This window comes from Mixta sp. BE291 (assembly GCF_031457955.1).
Classification (GTDB): domain Bacteria; phylum Pseudomonadota; class Gammaproteobacteria; order Enterobacterales; family Enterobacteriaceae; genus Mixta.
The window spans coordinates 1,000,482-1,015,214 of the sequence record NZ_JAVDXN010000001.1 but is presented as its reverse complement, the minus strand read 5'-3'; the positions used below and the strand labels follow the sequence as shown (position 1 = coordinate 1,015,214).

The following is a 14,733-nucleotide window of genomic DNA, read 5'->3' as shown; positions in this document are numbered from 1 at the left end:
AATGTTCGGTGATAACAAATAGCGGAAAGCTATAAGATTAATAATGGGAGCGCGTACGGCGGGAGAGAAAAGGGCGAGACGAATGCCTCGCCCGAAGAACCTTATTTCAGTTCCAGTTCGTTCATTGCAGCGATGCTGAAGCCGCCGTCAACGTGAACCACTTCACCGGTGATACCACCCGCCAGATCGGAACACAGGAAGGCTGCGGAATTACCTACATCTTCAATGGTTACGGTGCGGCGAATCGGCGTAACCGCTTCACAATGCGCCAGCATTTTACGGAAATCTTTAATACCGGACGCGGCCAGGGTACGAATCGGACCGGCAGAAACGGCGTTAACACGCACGCCTTCCGGGCCCATGGCGTTCGCCATGTAGCGCACGTTTGCTTCCAGAGACGCTTTTGCCAGGCCCATAACGTTATAGTTCGGGATAGCGCGCTCGGCACCGAGGTAAGAAAGCGTCAGCAGAGCTGAGTTCGGGTTCAGCATGGCGCGGCACTCTTTAGCCATCGCAACAAAGCTGTAAGCGCTGATATCGTGCGCGATTTTGAAACCTTCACGGGTAACGGCGTTCACATAGTCGCCATCCAGCTGATCGCCAGGAGCGAAGCCGATGGAGTGAACGAAACCGTCAAATTTAGGCCAGGTTTTTGCCAGTTCAGTAAACAGCGCTGTGATGCTCTCATCTTCAGCCACGTCACAGGGCAGAACGATGTCAGAGCCGAGATCTTTAGCGAACTCTTCAACGCGGCTTTTCAGTTTATCGTTCTGATAGGTGAAAGCCAGCTCTGCGCCCTGTTTGTGCATCGCCTGTGCAATACCGTAGGCGATAGAGAGTTTACTGGCAACGCCAGTAATCAGAATGCGCTTACCGGAAAGAAAACCCATAGCTGTAATCCTTATGGTCATTGTTGTTGGCGGCTGCTTAGCTCAAAAAATGTGCAACCGCATTAATCGACCCGGCGATTCTAGCACGACTCTGTCAATAGCGTTAATCCGACCTGTCAGTTGGCGAAAAGCGCCGCAGCCGAAGGCGCACGGGTATTTTAAACCGGCGGATCGCGTCGCCAGGCATCGGCGGTCAATGCCTCGCCAAAGTGGCTGGCGATCATGCGGCGCGTTAAATCATGCAGCGGCGCGGCTAAGACATCGGCAGTGCCGCCGCGCTCAACCACTTCCCCCTGATGCATTACCAGCACCTGATCGCTGATATGTTTCATCATGCCGATATGCTGGGTAACGAAAATATAGGAAAGCCCGTGCTTTTCCTGTAGCTCCAGCAGCAGGTTCACCAGCTGCGAGCGCATCGACATATCAAGTGAAGCCATCGCCTCGTCAGCGATGATTACTTTGGGTTGCAAAATCAGCGCGCGCGCCAGTCCGACGCGCTGCTTCTGGCCTGGCGCCAGCATATGCGGATAGTAAGCGGCATGATCGGGCAGCAGGCCCACCTGACGCAGCGTGAGGTTAATGCGTTTTTCGCGGGCCAAGGCATCAAGATCGCTGTTCAGACGCAGCGGGAAATCAAGAATATGGCCGATGCGCTGGCGCGGATTCAGGGCGGTGGAGGGATCCTGAAAAATCATGCGAATCAACTGACTACGAAAGCCATAATCGCCGTAACGCAGCGGGCGATCGTCAATCACCATTTCACCGGCGCTGGGCTCGACCATACCGCTCAGCATTTTCGCCAGCGTCGATTTTCCCGAGCCGTTTTCGCCGATAATCGCCAGCGTTTGCCGCTCGCGCAGGGTAAAACTGACATCCTTCACCGCCTCGACGTGCTGACGACGAAACAGCCCGGTGCGATAACGGTAAGTTTTACTGAGGTTGCGCACTTCCAGCAGGGTTTCGACCATCAGGGTTTCTCCATATTCAGCGGAAAGTGGCAGGCGAACAGATGGTTTTTCGCTCCCGCCAGACGCGGCGTTTCGATACATTTTTTCTGCGCGTAAGGGCAGCGCGGGCCGAGTCGACAGCCGATGGGCAAATGCTCCAGCGAAGGAATAGCGCCCGGCAGGGTATTCAGGCGGCTTTTATGCGGCAGGGCGCTGCCGAAATCGGGCATCGCGCGGATCAACGCCTGGGTATAAGGATGATGCGGCGTGGTAATCAGATCCTGGCTGGCAGCGGTTTCCACCGTTTGCCCGCAGTAAAGCACGTTGATACGGTTCGCCCAGTGGCTCATGGTGCGTAAATCGTGACTAATCAGCAGAATAGTAGTGTTGTTGTTCTGGTTCAGGCGGCTGAGCAGGCGGAAAATTTGCGCCTGGGTGGTCGGCTCCATGGCGTTAGTGGGTTCGTCGGCAATGAGCAGGCGCGGCTGATTCGCCAGCGCAATCGCGATCATCACCTTCTGGCATTCCCCTTCGGTCAGCTCATAGGGATAGCTGCGCATAATGTCTTTATGATCTTTGATGCCGACGCGATGCAGCAGCTCAATAGCGCGCGCATGACGCCAGCGAAAGCGCTGATACCAGCGGCCTTTCCATGTCCAGCCGGGGATCGCCTGCATCAGCTGACGGCCCACGCGGGCGGAGGGATCGAGACAGGACTGCGGCTCCTGAAAAATCATCGAGACATTATGGCCGATGATGCGGCGGCGTTCGCGTGGGGAAAGGCGCAGCAGATCAATGTCATTAAAGCGCATGCGATCGGCGGTGACCCGCCAGTTGTCTTTGGTGACGCCGCAAATCGCTTTGGCAATCAGGCTTTTGCCCGAGCCAGATTCACCCACCAGCCCGCGAATTTCGCCTTCGTTCAGCGTCAGATTAACGCGATCGACCGCTTTGACCGGCCCGTCGGCGGTCATAAACTCAATCGTCAGGTTACGGATATCAAGTAACGGCATTATTCCACTCCCGCCACAATGGCGCGGCGAATCCCGTCGCCCAACAGATTGATAATTAACACGCTTAGCATAATTGCGGCACCAGGCAGCATCACCGTCCAGGGCGCAACGTAGATCAGTTCCAGTGCGTCGCCCAGCATCGAACCCCATTCAGGCGAGGGCAGCTGCGCGCCGAGATCGAGAAAGCCGAGCGCCGCAATATCCAGAATGGCCATTGAGAGCGCGCGGGTGAATTCGCTCACCAGCAGCGGCAGAATATTGGGCAGAATCGCATGCCAGAGAATGTTCTTGTTGCTGGCCCCGTCCAGGCGCGCGGCCACGATGTAATCTTTTTCCAGCTCATCATGTACGGCGGTATAAATCGCCCGCACCAGGCGCGGCAACAGCGCCAGCCAGACCGCCAGCATCACGTGGCCCAGCCCCGGTCCGATAAAAGCCACCACCACAATTGCCAGCAGCAGGGAAGGAATCGACAGCAGCGTATCCAGAATGTGATTCATCACCGCCGAGCGCAAACCGCGCGTAATCCCCGCCAGCACGCCCAGCACCACCGCGCAAAGGGCTGCGCCCAACGTCACCAGCAGCGCGGAACCCACGGTTGGCGCCGCGCCGCTCAGCAGACGGCTCAGCACATCACGGCCTAAATCATCGGTGCCGAGAAAAAACGACACATCGCCATAGCGTGACCAGGAGGGCGGTAACAGCTGATAACCAAGAAACTGCTGATCCAGGCCATAGGGTGCCAACAAGCCGCCAAACACACAGAGTATCAGCAGAGCGATAAAGCCGTAAAAGCCCACCATTGCGCTGGTATCGTGATAGAAAAGCCGCCACGTATAGCGCAACGGGCTGGGAAGGCGCTTCTCGGCGTAAATATTATCGGAGGGCATACATCCCCACTTGCAAGCGTTTGAGTGCGGTTTGGTTTTCTTGTTTTTTTCTATTCATATCAACTACATAAAAACATACGGATGGTAACGAGATCCACTTCTGTCACTCAGCCAGTGCGTTTTATCTGCCCGGCTGCGTGGTTTTAAGCGGGCAGATAAACACCAAACGCAGGGACCAGCCAGAAGCCACTGTTGATTCTCATGGGCGGAACGTCAAACGATGGCTTACCGAAGGCGTATCGCGGCGAATGAGAGGGTAAACCTGTACAGCTTAGCACAGGTCAATACCCCTCTGTAGCCTTGTCTCCGCGCAGCATTAACAGCCACGCCGGGTTCACTGACGTGCCGCCAGCGTAGCGGTGAACCGGCCACCGCAATCGTGAAACGGCAAAGAGGAGAGCGGAAAGGGGAAAGCCGTGCAGCATAAATCAGCGACGGCGAGAGGGGGTCCCGCTTATCTTTTTTTTATTGGTCACGCGCCAGTGGCAGATAAAAGCGATGATAGCCACAATAATAAGCACTGAAATAATTATCAATTTAACCATATAGTTCAAGCCGTTACGTTAGGTGAAAGAGGTGTTTAAATAGCATTGAATTAACCAAATTAGAATTAACTTTTAGTTAATTCCCGTGAAGCAGCAGGATGCTGGCGCGGCCTTGTCAGTGATAAATAAAGAATTGTTTCAGGCTGGAAAGCGTTAAAAGCAGCGGTCAACGTTGACGGAAAACATTACGGCAGGCAGTAAAAACCCGGCATAAAGCCGGGTTGGTGGTAAGCGCAATCTCTACTGCGCTGCATGCGGCATGCCTTATCGCAGGGCATACCACTCTTTGTGTTTCAGCGGAGTGGTCATCGCGCCGAGAATATCGGATAACACATTGATCAAAATCACCAGGCCACCCACCACCATCACGCCAGCGGAAATGGCGGCATAATCCTGCTGGCGAATCGCATTGATCAGCCAGCGTCCGAGGCCGGGCCAACTGAATACCATTTCGGTTATCATCGCCAGCGTCAGCATGGTGGAAAACTGTAGGCCCAGGCGCGGGATCACCGGCGGTAGCGCGTTATGCAGCACATGACGCCGGATCACCGTAAAACGTGACAGCCCACGGGTAGCGGCCGCTTTGACATAGTTTGCGTCAATCACCTCGCTGGTGCTGTTGCGCAGCAGGCGTATCACCTCGGTTGTCGGCGCAATGGCCAGCGTGGTGACCGGTAATACCATATGCAAGATGACATTGGTCAGCATCTCTCTGCGCCAGGGCGAATCGCTAATAAACACATCAATCAGCGCAAAGCCGGTGACCGATTTCATTTGATACAGCAAATCGATACGCCCACTGACCGGCAGCCAGCCGAGATTCAGCGAAAAGAAGAGCGTCAGCAGCAGCGCCAGCCAAAATACCGGCATGGAAAAACCGAGCAGCGAAAACGCGCCGATCACCCGATCCTGCCATTTATTACGCATGACCCCGGCGATAATGCCCAACGGGATACCCAGCAGCAGCGCCACGCTGAAGGCCAGCAGGCACAGTTCCAGCGTGGCGGGAAACACCTCACGCAGCTGCAAATTGATCGACTGGCCATTAATACTGGAGACGCCAAAATCGAGCTGTAAAACGCCGGTAAACCAGAACCACCAGGCATCCAGCAGCGAAGCGCCCTGCAGCGGCGCATGGGGCGTAAAATAGCTCAGGCTGAATGCCACCAGCGTCAGCATAAACAGCGTCACCACCAGCAGCACCAGGCGGCGCAGCGTATAGATAATCACGGTTTCGACTCCTCACCGTTGTCGCGATGTACGCCTGCAAAAGAGGCATTGCCAAACGGGCTTAACACCAGCCCCTGTATATCGTGTCGGTAGGCCTGTAGACGCAGAGAAGAGGCGAGCGGCAACACCGGCAGTTCGCGCGCCAGCACTTTCTGAGCCCGATCGTAATGTTCAATGCGCGCCGCCAGCTGCTGAGAAAGCAGCGCCTGCTTTAGTTCGCCATCAAATTCAGTATTGCACCAGTGCGCATAGTTAGTCTGGGAATTAATTGCCGCACAGCTAAGCAGCGGTCGGAAAAAACTGTCCGGGTCGTTGCTGTCGGTCGCCCAGCCGGTCAGCGTCAAATCGTGATTCATTTGCATCAGACGCGCCTCCTGAAAACGTCCCTCAACCGCCACGATGTTCACGCTAACGCCTATTTGCGCCAGGTCGGCCTGAATCAGTTCAGCGGTTTTCAACGGGCTGGGATTCCAGGATTGGGAAGCGGAAGGTACCCACAGCGTCAGCTCCAGATCCTCCACGCCCAGCTGTTTCAGCCTTTCCCGTGCTTTATCCGGATTATATTCGGTGATCCTGGCTTCGTTATCATAGGCCCAGGAGGCGCGCGGCAGCGCAGAGGCCGCCGTTTCAGCCGTACCGTAATAGATCGATTCCATCAGACGTTCATTATTGATCGCCAGCGCCAGCGCCTGACGTACCTCAACGCGATCCAGCGGCGGTTTACGGGTATTAAACGCCAGATAGGCGATATTCATTCCCGGGCGCAGCGTCAACCGCAGACGCGGATCGTCACGCAGAATAGTCAGCTGGCTGGCGGCAGGATAGGCCAGCACATCGCATTCGCCGGTCAGCAGTTTCGACAGGCGGCCGGTGCCGCCCGCGCCCATATCAATCACCACCTGCGGCATACGCGGCAGGCCTTTCCAGTAGTGCGGGTTGCGCTCAAGGCGCACATACTGTCCGGCCCGATATTCATTCAGCATAAAGGGACCGGTGCCCACCGGTTGGCGATCCAGCTGTTCCTGACGATCGCGCGCCGTAAGCTGCTGCGCATATTCTGCCGATAATACCGGCGCGTAGTGGGTAGCCAGATGCCATAAAAACGAGGCGTCCGGGCTTTTCAGGCGGATTTCAACGGTATCGTTATCAATTTTTTTGACGCTTTTTACCGCGTCGGCATATTGCAGGCTATCGAAATAGGGATAGTCGCCGCCGTTGATGTTATGCCACGGATGATGGCGATCGAAAATACGCGCAAAGCTGAACACCACGTCATCGGCATTCATGCTGCGGCCAGGGGTAAACCAGGCGGTTTTCTGGAAGGGCACATGATGGCGTAAATGAAAGCGGTACGTAGCGCCGTTATCCAGGGTCTCCCAGCGCTCTGCCAGTTCAGGTATCAGGCGATAGGTATAGGGATCGACATCCAACAGGCGGTCATACAGCTGCGCGGAAAGCGTATCTACCACCAGCCCGCTGCTGGCCAGCTGCGGATTAAAGGTATTCATGACGCCACTAACGCAGTAGACGAAACCGCCGTTTCGAATATCTTCCGGCGTAGCGGCATGGCTGGCCGCACTCACCAGCAGCAGCGCTGACAATAGCCTGGACAGTAATTTCAACATAGGAAGTTAACACTCAATGGATGACAGACTGAGTGTACCGCACTCTGTAAGTTGTCCCAAAGTTTGGCGGGGCAGTCGCCGTTTTTTCCGCCATCCGCCCCTTGCGGCGACACAGTAAGCCCAAAAACTGTGTGGTAATGAGAAAAATTCTCAACAAAGCGCTTTACAAATGATATTGAGAATGATTACTATTCATTTGCGCTTCAGCGGTGGCTCTGCCGAGGAAGAGCACGACATTGCTCACATTGCTTCCAGTATTACTTGCCCGCCGATGCGGGCTTTTTTTTGTCCGCTTTTCCAGGAAATTTCAGATCTGATCGCTTTTTACCGTTCTTTATCGCCGCAGCATGTAGGCTCAGCGCTGAAAACACTTAAGGAGAAGCAAATGAAAATTAAATCAGTTTTACTGCTGGCTGGTCTGGGAATGATGGGAAATGCGCTGGCTGACGCGCCGCGTAACCCAATTAGCGTTCACGTACTGAATACTCAGACCGGGAAACCCTCTTCCGGCGTAAAAGTGGATCTGGAGCAGCAGCAGAGCGGCAAATGGGTGACGCTGGCCAGTAAAACCACCGATACCGATGGCCGCATCGGCGCATTTTATCCGCAAGGTAAAAACTTCACCGCTGGACAGTACCGCGTGACTTTCCATACCGGCGAATTTTTCCAGCAGCAGCATCAGTCAACCTTCTTCCCGGATGTGCCGGTGAATTTCCAGGTGACCAATACGCAGGAGCATTACCATATTCCGCTGCTGCTGAGCCAGTATGGTTTTTCTACTTACCGCGGCAGCTAACCGCAGGCCGTGATAGCGCCACGCCCGGTGGCGCTATCACGTTGACATGGCGCGACGATATTTTTTACCTGTCCGCGCGAAACACGCTAAGTCTCACATCACATGCCAGAACCTGTTTCACTTCGCGTCACTAACTTGTTTCCTTATCGCCTGATGGTTAATTGATAACCATCAAAACAGATAAATAGTTTTGATCTATTTTGGCGCGTAACGGGAACGGCTGGTAAGCAGCGTTAGCCATCGCCATGCCTGTTCTCTAAGGAAAGTGCCTTCGGCACCACAGGTTATCATGGGATGAATCATGCTTATTTCTGTACAAATGCTACGTGCGCTGGCGGCGCTGATGGTTGTGATGCAGCATATCGCTGATAAAGCGGAGCAATACCATAGCGCTGCGCTTACGCATTATCAGGTCGGTTATTTTGGCGTCGATCTGTTCTTTATTATTTCTGGCTACATTATGTGTCACGCGACAAGCCAGAAAAAAGTGGGTTTTACCCACTTTATCGCCAACCGTATCAAAAGAATTATTCCCCTTTACTGGATCGTCACTGCCGTTGCGCTGGTGGTGTATATTGTCGCGCCTGCAATGGTCAACGCGTCGGGCGGCGAAACCAGCATTTTCTCTTCCTGGACGCTAATCCCGACCGGGAAAAAGCTGCTGGTGCACAACGGCTGGACGCTGAGCTATGAATTTCTTTTTTATTTCATTTTTGCGGGCTTTTTGCTGGCTGGCTCGTTGCATAAGCAAATTCTGTTCACCTCTGCGGCGCTGATGGCATTAGTGCTTGTAGGTTTCTGGTTGCAGCCGCAGCAGCCGACCCTGAAGTTTCTTAGCGATAAAGTGTTCATTGAATTTATCTCAGGCATGCTGGCTTTTATTCTTTTACAGCGCGTAACGTTGCCTGCACTGGTTTCTCTGCTGCTGGCGGCGGCAGGCATCGCGCTTCTGCTGCTGCAAAACCACTATGGCATTTATGTCTCTTGTGCGGGCAGGGTGCTAAGCGGCGGCGTACCGATGCTATTGCTGTTTATCGGCTGCGTCGGCCTGGAACCGGTGGTGAAAAAGGCCGTTTTTCCCGGCAAGAAGAGCGCCATTCTGTTGGGAAATGCCTCTTATTCACTCTATCTGATCCATCCCTTTACGCTCTCGCCCGGCGCCTTGATCTTGCAAAAGCTTCAGCTGGTGCAGTATCCAATACTGTTTGTGGCGCTGTTGCTGTTGAGCGCCGTGTTGGCCGGAGTGCTGGCATGGCGCTTTATCGAACAGCCGATTAACCATTACTTTAAACAGAAAAGGATGGCTGCGGCGTCCACGCTTGCGAGCTGAGACTGGCCGCTATCAATCGGGACGCGGGGTTATTTGATGTTTTTTCAGCATCGCGCGCCACTGATGATAGGTAACGTTCAGCAGTTCGGCGGCGCGGCGCTGATTAAATTTGGCCTGCTGTAGGCTCTTTTCCATCAGCGCCTTTTCCTGCTGCTGTTGCCATGCTCTGAGATCGAGCGGAAGCGCAGGAAGCACCTCTGCGCTCTGTAGAGCGGGAAGCGGCGGAGCGGGGCGTTCTGACTCGGCCTGATGCGCCATGACCGCACGCGCTTGCGCCTGAGGCTGAACAGCTCCTCGTGGGGCAAAAGGATTAATAATGATTTCATCCAGCGCTTCGTCAATGGAAGCATGGCGATAAACGGAGCGTTCCACCACGTTCTTCAGCTCACGAATATTGCCCGGCCAGTGGTAATCGAGTAGCGTTTGCTGCGCGCCGGGGGAAAAGCCGGGAAACAGCGGCAGGCCCAGCTCGCGACACATCTGAATGGCAAAATGATCGGCCAGCAGCAAAATATCGCTGCGACGCTCGCGCAGCGGCGGCAACTGCACCACATCAAACGCCAGCCGGTCCAGCAGGTCGGCCCGAAACTGCCCTTGCTGCGCCAGTTCAGGCAGGTTGGCGTGCGTGGCGCAAACCAGCCGCACATTCACCTGCAACGACTGATTGCCGCCGACGCGCTCCAGCTGGCCATACTCAATCACCCGCAGTAGCTTTTCCTGCACCAGCATCGGCGCGGTCGCCAGCTCATCAAGAAATAACGTGCCGCCATCGGCACGCTCAAAACGGCCTAAATGACGCTGCCGCGCGCCGGTAAAAGCGCCTGCCTCATGGCCGAACAGTTCAGAATCAAGCAGGTTTTCGTTTAGCGCCGCGCAGTTAAGGGAAATAAACGGGCCTTGCCAGCGCTCGGAAAGGTAATGCAGGCGGCTGGCAATCAGTTCCTTTCCGGTGCCGCGTTCGCCAATCACCAGCACCGGTTTATTCAGCGGTGCCAGGCGCGAAACCTGTTCCAGCATCTCAAGAAAGTTATTGGCTTCGCCCAGCAGGTTTTCGTTAGCTTCACTCATGGTTAATTTCACCATTAATTGGTTTTATTAGCTAATGTAGGTGATGTGATCAGGAGGGTCAAATTTAAAAAACATTTAAAATCAGTCAATTAAAAGTTGGCACGGAACTTGATAAGTAAAATACAACAGCGTTATTAAGCGCTAAAAACTGGAGGAGTAAATTATGGGTATTTTTTCTCGTTTCGCCGACATCGTAAACGCCAACATCAACACGCTGCTGGACAAAGCGGAAGATCCACAAAAAATGGTGCGCCTGATGATTCAGGAAATGGAAGATACGCTGGTTGAGGTGCGTTCCACTTCCGCGCGTGGCCTGGCAGAGCGCAAACAGCTGCTGCGTCGTATTGAACAGGCGCAAACGCAGCAGAACGAATGGCAGGAAAAAGCCGAGCTGGCGCTGCGCCGGGACAAAGACGATCTGGCGCGTTCCGCGCTGATTGAAAAACAGAAGCTTACCGACCTCGTGGCCTCGCTGCAGCAGGAAGTCACGCAGATTGATGAAACCCTGGCGCGTATGAAAGGGGAAATTGCCGAGCTGGAGAAAAAACTGGGCGAAACCCGCGCACGGCAGCAGGCGCTGACGCTGCGTCATCAGGCCGCCTCTTCCTCGCGTGATGTTCGCCGCCAGCTGGATAGCGGCAAGCTGGATGACGCGATGGCGCGCTTTGAGTCCTTCGAGCGTCGTATCGATCATATGGAAGCGGAAGCGGAAAGCCATCGCTTTGGTAAAAGCAAAACCCTGGATCAAGAATTTGCCGAACTGAAAGCGGATGATGAGATCGGTGAACAACTGGCGGCGCTGAAAGCGAAAATGAACCGCAGCGAATAACGCCGGGCGGTACGCCCTGTTGTGTGCAGGGCGCTATGTTAGCCGTTTCGCCCCCTGGGGCGCCATATTCAAGGAGAGAGAATGAGCTCACTATTTCTTGCCATACCCCTGACTATTTTTGTGCTGTTTGTCGCACCGGTCTGGCTGTGGCTGCATTACAGCAATCGTCAGAACGGCGCCAGCCTGTCCTCCGGTGACATGCAGCGTTTGCAACAGCTGACGGAAGATGCGCGTCGGATGCGTGAACGCATTCAGACGCTGGAAGAGATCCTCGACGCGGAACATCCGCAGTGGAGGCAGCCATGAACAGCAGCCGATTCAGTGGAAAAAAACTGTGGCGTATTCCGCAGCAGGGGAAGGTCAAAGGCGTTTGTGCCGGAATTGCCCGCTATCTGGATGTTCCGGTTACCCTCGTCAGGGTGATTGTGGTGCTGTCGATGGTGTTTGGCCTGTTTATGTTTACGCTGATCGCCTACATCGTGCTGAGCTGCGTGCTGGAATCGATGCCGTTGCACGCCGACCAGCAGGCCGCGCCGCTGCGCGCTGATGAGCTGCTCGATGCGCTAAGCAGTGAAATGGCGCAAAACGAGCATCAGCTGCGGCAGCTTGAGCGCTATGTCACCTCCGAGACCTTTAGCGTCCGCAGCCGCTTTCGTCAGCTTTAATGCCGGGCTGCGTCGGTCACTATCCGACCAGCCTGTTATCTCTTTAAGGAGACGTATGTCTAATTTTCGTCAGCGCGCGATTCGCGCCACGCCCACGCTGAAACGCGCGGGCAAACAGCTTCTGATTCATGGCCTGATGCTGGCGCCCATGGGCATCAGCGGCTGGGCGGTAAAAGCCGTGGCGCGCAGGCCACTGCGTCTGCTGATCGCCTTTGCGCTGGAGCCGTTGCTGAAGAAGGTTGCCAATCGTCTCGCCTCGCGCCTGCGCTGATCCGGCGCACCTCGCAGTACCCCTTCTTTTTACTAATGCATTACACTGATGGTCAACCGGCCGGGATACCTGATGCTATCCCGGTTTATTCTTGATGCAGCAGGGATGAGCCTGATGAAACGAATTCAAAATGAACTGGCGGCATGGGTAAATCGCGGCGTGGATCGTCATTTACGGCTGGCGGTAACCGGCCTGAGCCGCAGCGGGAAAACCGCCTTTATTACTTCCCTGGTTAATCAGCTATTGAACACGCACGGCGGCGCACGGCTGCCGTTGTTCTCGGTGGTGCGCGAAGAGCGTCTGCTGGGGGTGAAGCGCGTGCCACAGCGTGATATGGGCATCCAGCGTTTTACCTACGATGAAGGGCTGGCGCAGCTGTATGGCAATCCGCCCGCCTGGCCGACGCCGACGCGCGGCGTCAGTGAAATGCAGCTGGCGCTGCGCTTCCGCTCGCAGGATTCGCTGCTGCGCCACTTCAAACAAACCGCCACGCTCTATCTGGAGATCGTTGACTATCCCGGCGAGTGGCTGCTCGATCTGCCGATGCTGGCGCAGGACTATTTAAGCTGGTCGCGGCAGATGAACAGCCTGTTGCAGGGCGATCGTGCGCTGTGGGCAGCAGAGTGGCAGCGGCTGTGTGCCACGCTCGATCCGCTGGCTCCGGCAGATGAAAATCAGCTGGCCGCCATCGCCGCCGCCTGGACCGACTACCTGCTGCGCTGCAAACAGGAAGGATTGCATTTTATTCAGCCGGGCCGCTTTGTGCTGCCGGGCGATATGACCGGCGCACCGGCGCTGCAATTTTTCCCTTGGCCGCAGCTGAATGAGGTGGACGAAGCGCGTCTGGTGCGGGCGGATAAAGGCAGCAATATCGCTATGCTGCGCGCCCGCTATGACTATTACTGTCAGCACGTGGTGAAAGGCTTCTATAAAAATCATTTCCTGCGTTTTGATCGGCAAATCGTGTTGGTGGATTGTTTACAGCCGCTCAACAGCGGGCCGCAGGCGTTTAACGATATGCGCCTGGCGCTGACGCAGCTGATGCAAAGTTTCCATTACGGTCAGCGTACGCTGTTCCGTCGGCTGTTCTCGCCGGTTATCGACAAGCTGCTATTCGCAGCGACCAAAGCGGATCACATCACCGCCGACCAGCACGCGGGCATGGTTTCACTGTTACAGCAGCTGGTACAGGACGCCTGGCAAAATGCGGCTTTTGAGGGCATTAATATGGACTGCGTCGGCCTGGCGTCGGTGCAGGCGACGCAAAGCGGCATCGTGGATCATCAGGGCGAGAAAATTCCGGCTCTGCGCGGAAACCGTTTACGCGATGGCGCGCCGCTGACGGTGTTTCCCGGTGAGGTGCCGTCACGTCTGCCCGATCGCGCCTTCTGGCAGCAGCAAGGTTTTCATTTTGAACAATTCCGGCCACAGCAGCTGAATGTTGATCAACCGCTACCGCATATCCGCATGGATGCCGCGCTGGAATTTTTACTGGGAGATAAACTGCGATGAGTCAACCGCCGTTAAAATCACGCATCGATTTTGCGCAGCCGCTGGAAAGCGAGCAGGAAAGCGTGCTGAAACCGGCACAGCATTTCGACGCTGCGGATAATTTACATTTTACCCTGCGTCACGAAGAGGATCCGCTGCCTGAGGCGCAGAGCGGCGAGCAGGCGGTTGAAGCCGCGCTGCGGCCGAAACGCAGCATCTGGCGACGTATCGCCATGACCGGGGTGGGATTGTTTGTCGCCAGCACCGTCGCGCAGGGGGTGCAGTGGATGCTGGATGCCTGGCACAGTCAGGCCTGGTTCTCACTGGGCGCGGGCGCGGCCGGGCTGCTGATTATTCTGGCGGGCGTAGGTGCGCTGATAACTGAATGGCGTCATCTTTACCAGCTGCGCCAGCGCGCCGAAGAGCGCGAAGTCGGGCGGGAGCTGTTAAACAGCCATGCGATGGGGCGCGGACGTGCGTTCTGTGAAAAGCTGGCGCAGCAGGCGGGGCTGGATCAGGGGCATCCGGCGCTACAGCGCTGGCAGGCCTCACTGCATGAAACGCATAACGACCGTGAAGTGGTCGCGCTGTATGCGCAGCTGGTGCAGCCGGTGCTGGATCGTCAGGCGCGGGCGGAAATCGGACGTAATGCTGCGGAAGCGACCCTGATGATTGCCGTCAGCCCGCTGGCGCTGGTGGATATGGCGTTTATCGCCTGGCGCAACCTGCGCATGATCAACCGCATTGCGGCGGTTTACGGTATCCAGCTTGGTTATTTCAGTCGTATTCGCCTGTTTCGGCTGGTGCTGCTGAATATTGCTTTTGCCGGTGCCTCTGAGCTGGTGCGCGAGGTGGGGATGGACTGGCTGTCGCAGGATCTGGCTGCCAGGCTCTCCGCCCGCGCCGCGCAGGGCATTGGCGCCGGGTTGCTGACGGCGCGGCTGGGTATCAAAGCGATGGAGCTGTGCCGCCCGCTGCCGTGGATTGACGATCGCCCTCAGCTCAGCGACTTTCGCCGTGAACTGCTGAGTCAGTTTAAAAAAACGGACGGCCGATAATACAACGTCTCATCAACATGCCGCTGGCGCTCCAGCGGCATAAAACCAGATAAACAGCCTGTTTTACCTGCAACTGCGCTGT

Annotated in this window: 15 protein-coding genes; 8 read left to right on the top strand and 7 right to left on the bottom strand. The window is 55.7% G+C overall.

What is annotated here, in order from left to right; all coding sequences use genetic code 11:
• Nucleotides 1-101: 101 nt before the first annotated feature.
• From fabI to sapA, 6 genes are all read right to left on the bottom strand, one after another.
• Nucleotides 102-890, bottom strand: a complete 789-nt coding sequence (gene fabI / locus J2X14_RS04760; RefSeq protein WP_352410031.1) for an enoyl-ACP reductase FabI — start codon at nucleotides 888-890, stop codon at nucleotides 102-104.
• A 158-nt stretch (nucleotides 891-1,048) separates the two neighbouring features.
• Entirely contained in the window at nucleotides 1,049-1,861 is an 813-nt protein-coding gene (gene sapF / locus J2X14_RS04755) for a putrescine export ABC transporter ATP-binding protein SapF (protein ID WP_352410030.1), read from the bottom strand.
• Nucleotides 1,861-2,853, bottom strand: coding sequence for a putrescine export ABC transporter ATP-binding protein SapD (gene sapD / locus J2X14_RS04750; RefSeq protein ID WP_352410029.1), 993 nt, complete (start codon nucleotides 2,851-2,853; stop codon nucleotides 1,861-1,863). The genes sapF and sapD overlap by 1 nt, the downstream gene beginning before the upstream one ends.
• The gene (sapC, locus tag J2X14_RS04745) at nucleotides 2,853-3,743 is read right to left on the bottom strand and encodes a putrescine export ABC transporter permease SapC (protein WP_352410028.1); all 891 of its coding nucleotides are present in this window, start codon (nucleotides 3,741-3,743) and stop codon (nucleotides 2,853-2,855) included. The genes sapD and sapC overlap by 1 nt, the downstream gene beginning before the upstream one ends.
• 809 nt (nucleotides 3,744-4,552) lie before the next feature.
• Nucleotides 4,553-5,518: a putrescine export ABC transporter permease SapB gene (sapB, locus tag J2X14_RS04740; RefSeq protein WP_352410027.1), complete on the bottom strand. Its 966-nt coding sequence runs from the start codon at nucleotides 5,516-5,518 to the stop codon at nucleotides 4,553-4,555.
• Nucleotides 5,515-7,143 carry an ABC transporter substrate-binding protein SapA gene (sapA, locus tag J2X14_RS04735; protein ID WP_352410026.1) on the bottom strand — a complete coding sequence of 543 codons (1,629 nt, stop codon included), beginning with the start codon at nucleotides 7,141-7,143 and terminating at the stop codon, nucleotides 5,515-5,517. The genes sapB and sapA overlap by 4 nt, the downstream gene beginning before the upstream one ends.
• A 385-nt stretch (nucleotides 7,144-7,528) precedes the next feature.
• Between sapA and uraH the strand changes: the two genes are divergently transcribed.
• A complete protein-coding gene (gene uraH / locus J2X14_RS04730; RefSeq protein WP_352410025.1) occupies nucleotides 7,529-7,939 on the top strand; it encodes a hydroxyisourate hydrolase in 411 nt (136 codons plus the stop codon).
• 301 nt (nucleotides 7,940-8,240) lie between these two features.
• Nucleotides 8,241-9,269, top strand: a complete 1,029-nt coding sequence (locus J2X14_RS04725; RefSeq protein ID WP_352410024.1) for an acyltransferase family protein — start codon at nucleotides 8,241-8,243, stop codon at nucleotides 9,267-9,269.
• Nucleotides 9,270-9,281: 12 nt separating this feature from the next.
• Here J2X14_RS04725 and pspF read toward each other — a convergent pair whose 3' ends face one another.
• Nucleotides 9,282-10,337: a phage shock protein operon transcriptional activator gene (gene pspF, locus J2X14_RS04720; RefSeq protein ID WP_352410023.1), complete on the bottom strand. Its 1,056-nt coding sequence runs from the start codon at nucleotides 10,335-10,337 to the stop codon at nucleotides 9,282-9,284.
• Nucleotides 10,338-10,500: 163 nt separating this feature from the next.
• Between pspF and pspA the strand changes: the two genes are divergently transcribed.
• The 6 genes from pspA to J2X14_RS04690 all read left to right on the top strand — a co-directional run bounded on the left by pspA (nucleotide 10,501) and on the right by J2X14_RS04690 (nucleotide 14,651).
• Complete coding sequence (gene pspA, locus J2X14_RS04715; RefSeq protein WP_352410022.1) at nucleotides 10,501-11,166, top strand: phage shock protein PspA; 666 nt, start codon at nucleotides 10,501-10,503, stop codon at nucleotides 11,164-11,166.
• Nucleotides 11,167-11,247: 81 nt separating this feature from the next.
• Nucleotides 11,248-11,472, top strand: a complete 225-nt coding sequence (gene pspB / locus J2X14_RS04710) for an envelope stress response membrane protein PspB (protein ID WP_352410021.1) — start codon at nucleotides 11,248-11,250, stop codon at nucleotides 11,470-11,472.
• Nucleotides 11,469-11,831, top strand: a complete 363-nt coding sequence (pspC, locus tag J2X14_RS04705) for an envelope stress response membrane protein PspC (protein WP_352410020.1) — start codon at nucleotides 11,469-11,471, stop codon at nucleotides 11,829-11,831. The genes pspB and pspC overlap by 4 nt, the downstream gene beginning before the upstream one ends.
• A 55-nt stretch (nucleotides 11,832-11,886) precedes the next feature.
• The gene (gene pspD, locus J2X14_RS04700) at nucleotides 11,887-12,102 is read left to right on the top strand and encodes a phage shock protein PspD (protein ID WP_352410019.1); all 216 of its coding nucleotides are present in this window, start codon (nucleotides 11,887-11,889) and stop codon (nucleotides 12,100-12,102) included.
• A gap of 114 nt (nucleotides 12,103-12,216) precedes the next feature.
• A complete protein-coding gene (locus J2X14_RS04695; RefSeq protein ID WP_352410018.1) occupies nucleotides 12,217-13,614 on the top strand; it encodes a YcjX family GTP-binding protein in 1,398 nt (465 codons plus the stop codon).
• A complete protein-coding gene (locus J2X14_RS04690; protein ID WP_352410017.1) occupies nucleotides 13,611-14,651 on the top strand; it encodes a YcjF family protein in 1,041 nt (346 codons plus the stop codon). Before J2X14_RS04695 ends, J2X14_RS04690 begins: the two co-directional genes overlap by 4 nt.
• Nucleotides 14,652-14,733: the final 82 nt, after the last annotated feature.

Excerpts from the sequence above, each read along its gene's own strand:
- pspA (WP_352410022.1), top strand. The coding sequence starts at position 10,501 with ATGGGTATTTTTTCTCGTTTCGCCGACATCGTAAACGCCAACATCAAC.
- pspF (WP_352410023.1), bottom strand. The coding sequence starts at position 10,337 with ATGAGTGAAGCTAACGAAAACCTGCTGGGCGAAGCCAATAACTTTCTT.
- sapA (WP_352410026.1), bottom strand. The coding sequence starts at position 7,143 with ATGTTGAAATTACTGTCCAGGCTATTGTCAGCGCTGCTGCTGGTGAGT.
- J2X14_RS04690 (WP_352410017.1), top strand. The coding sequence starts at position 13,611 with ATGAGTCAACCGCCGTTAAAATCACGCATCGATTTTGCGCAGCCGCTG.
- J2X14_RS04695 (WP_352410018.1), top strand. The coding sequence starts at position 12,217 with ATGAAACGAATTCAAAATGAACTGGCGGCATGGGTAAATCGCGGCGTG.
- J2X14_RS04725 (WP_352410024.1), top strand. The coding sequence starts at position 8,241 with ATGCTTATTTCTGTACAAATGCTACGTGCGCTGGCGGCGCTGATGGTT.
- sapD (WP_352410029.1), bottom strand. The coding sequence starts at position 2,853 with ATGCCGTTACTTGATATCCGTAACCTGACGATTGAGTTTATGACCGCC.
- pspB (WP_352410021.1), top strand. The coding sequence starts at position 11,248 with ATGAGCTCACTATTTCTTGCCATACCCCTGACTATTTTTGTGCTGTTT.
- pspC (WP_352410020.1), top strand. The coding sequence starts at position 11,469 with ATGAACAGCAGCCGATTCAGTGGAAAAAAACTGTGGCGTATTCCGCAG.
- sapF (WP_352410030.1), bottom strand. The coding sequence starts at position 1,861 with ATGGTCGAAACCCTGCTGGAAGTGCGCAACCTCAGTAAAACTTACCGT.
- pspD (WP_352410019.1), top strand. The coding sequence starts at position 11,887 with ATGTCTAATTTTCGTCAGCGCGCGATTCGCGCCACGCCCACGCTGAAA.
- fabI (WP_352410031.1), bottom strand. The coding sequence starts at position 890 with ATGGGTTTTCTTTCCGGTAAGCGCATTCTGATTACTGGCGTTGCCAGT.
- sapC (WP_352410028.1), bottom strand. The coding sequence starts at position 3,743 with ATGCCCTCCGATAATATTTACGCCGAGAAGCGCCTTCCCAGCCCGTTG.
- uraH (WP_352410025.1), top strand. The coding sequence starts at position 7,529 with ATGAAAATTAAATCAGTTTTACTGCTGGCTGGTCTGGGAATGATGGGA.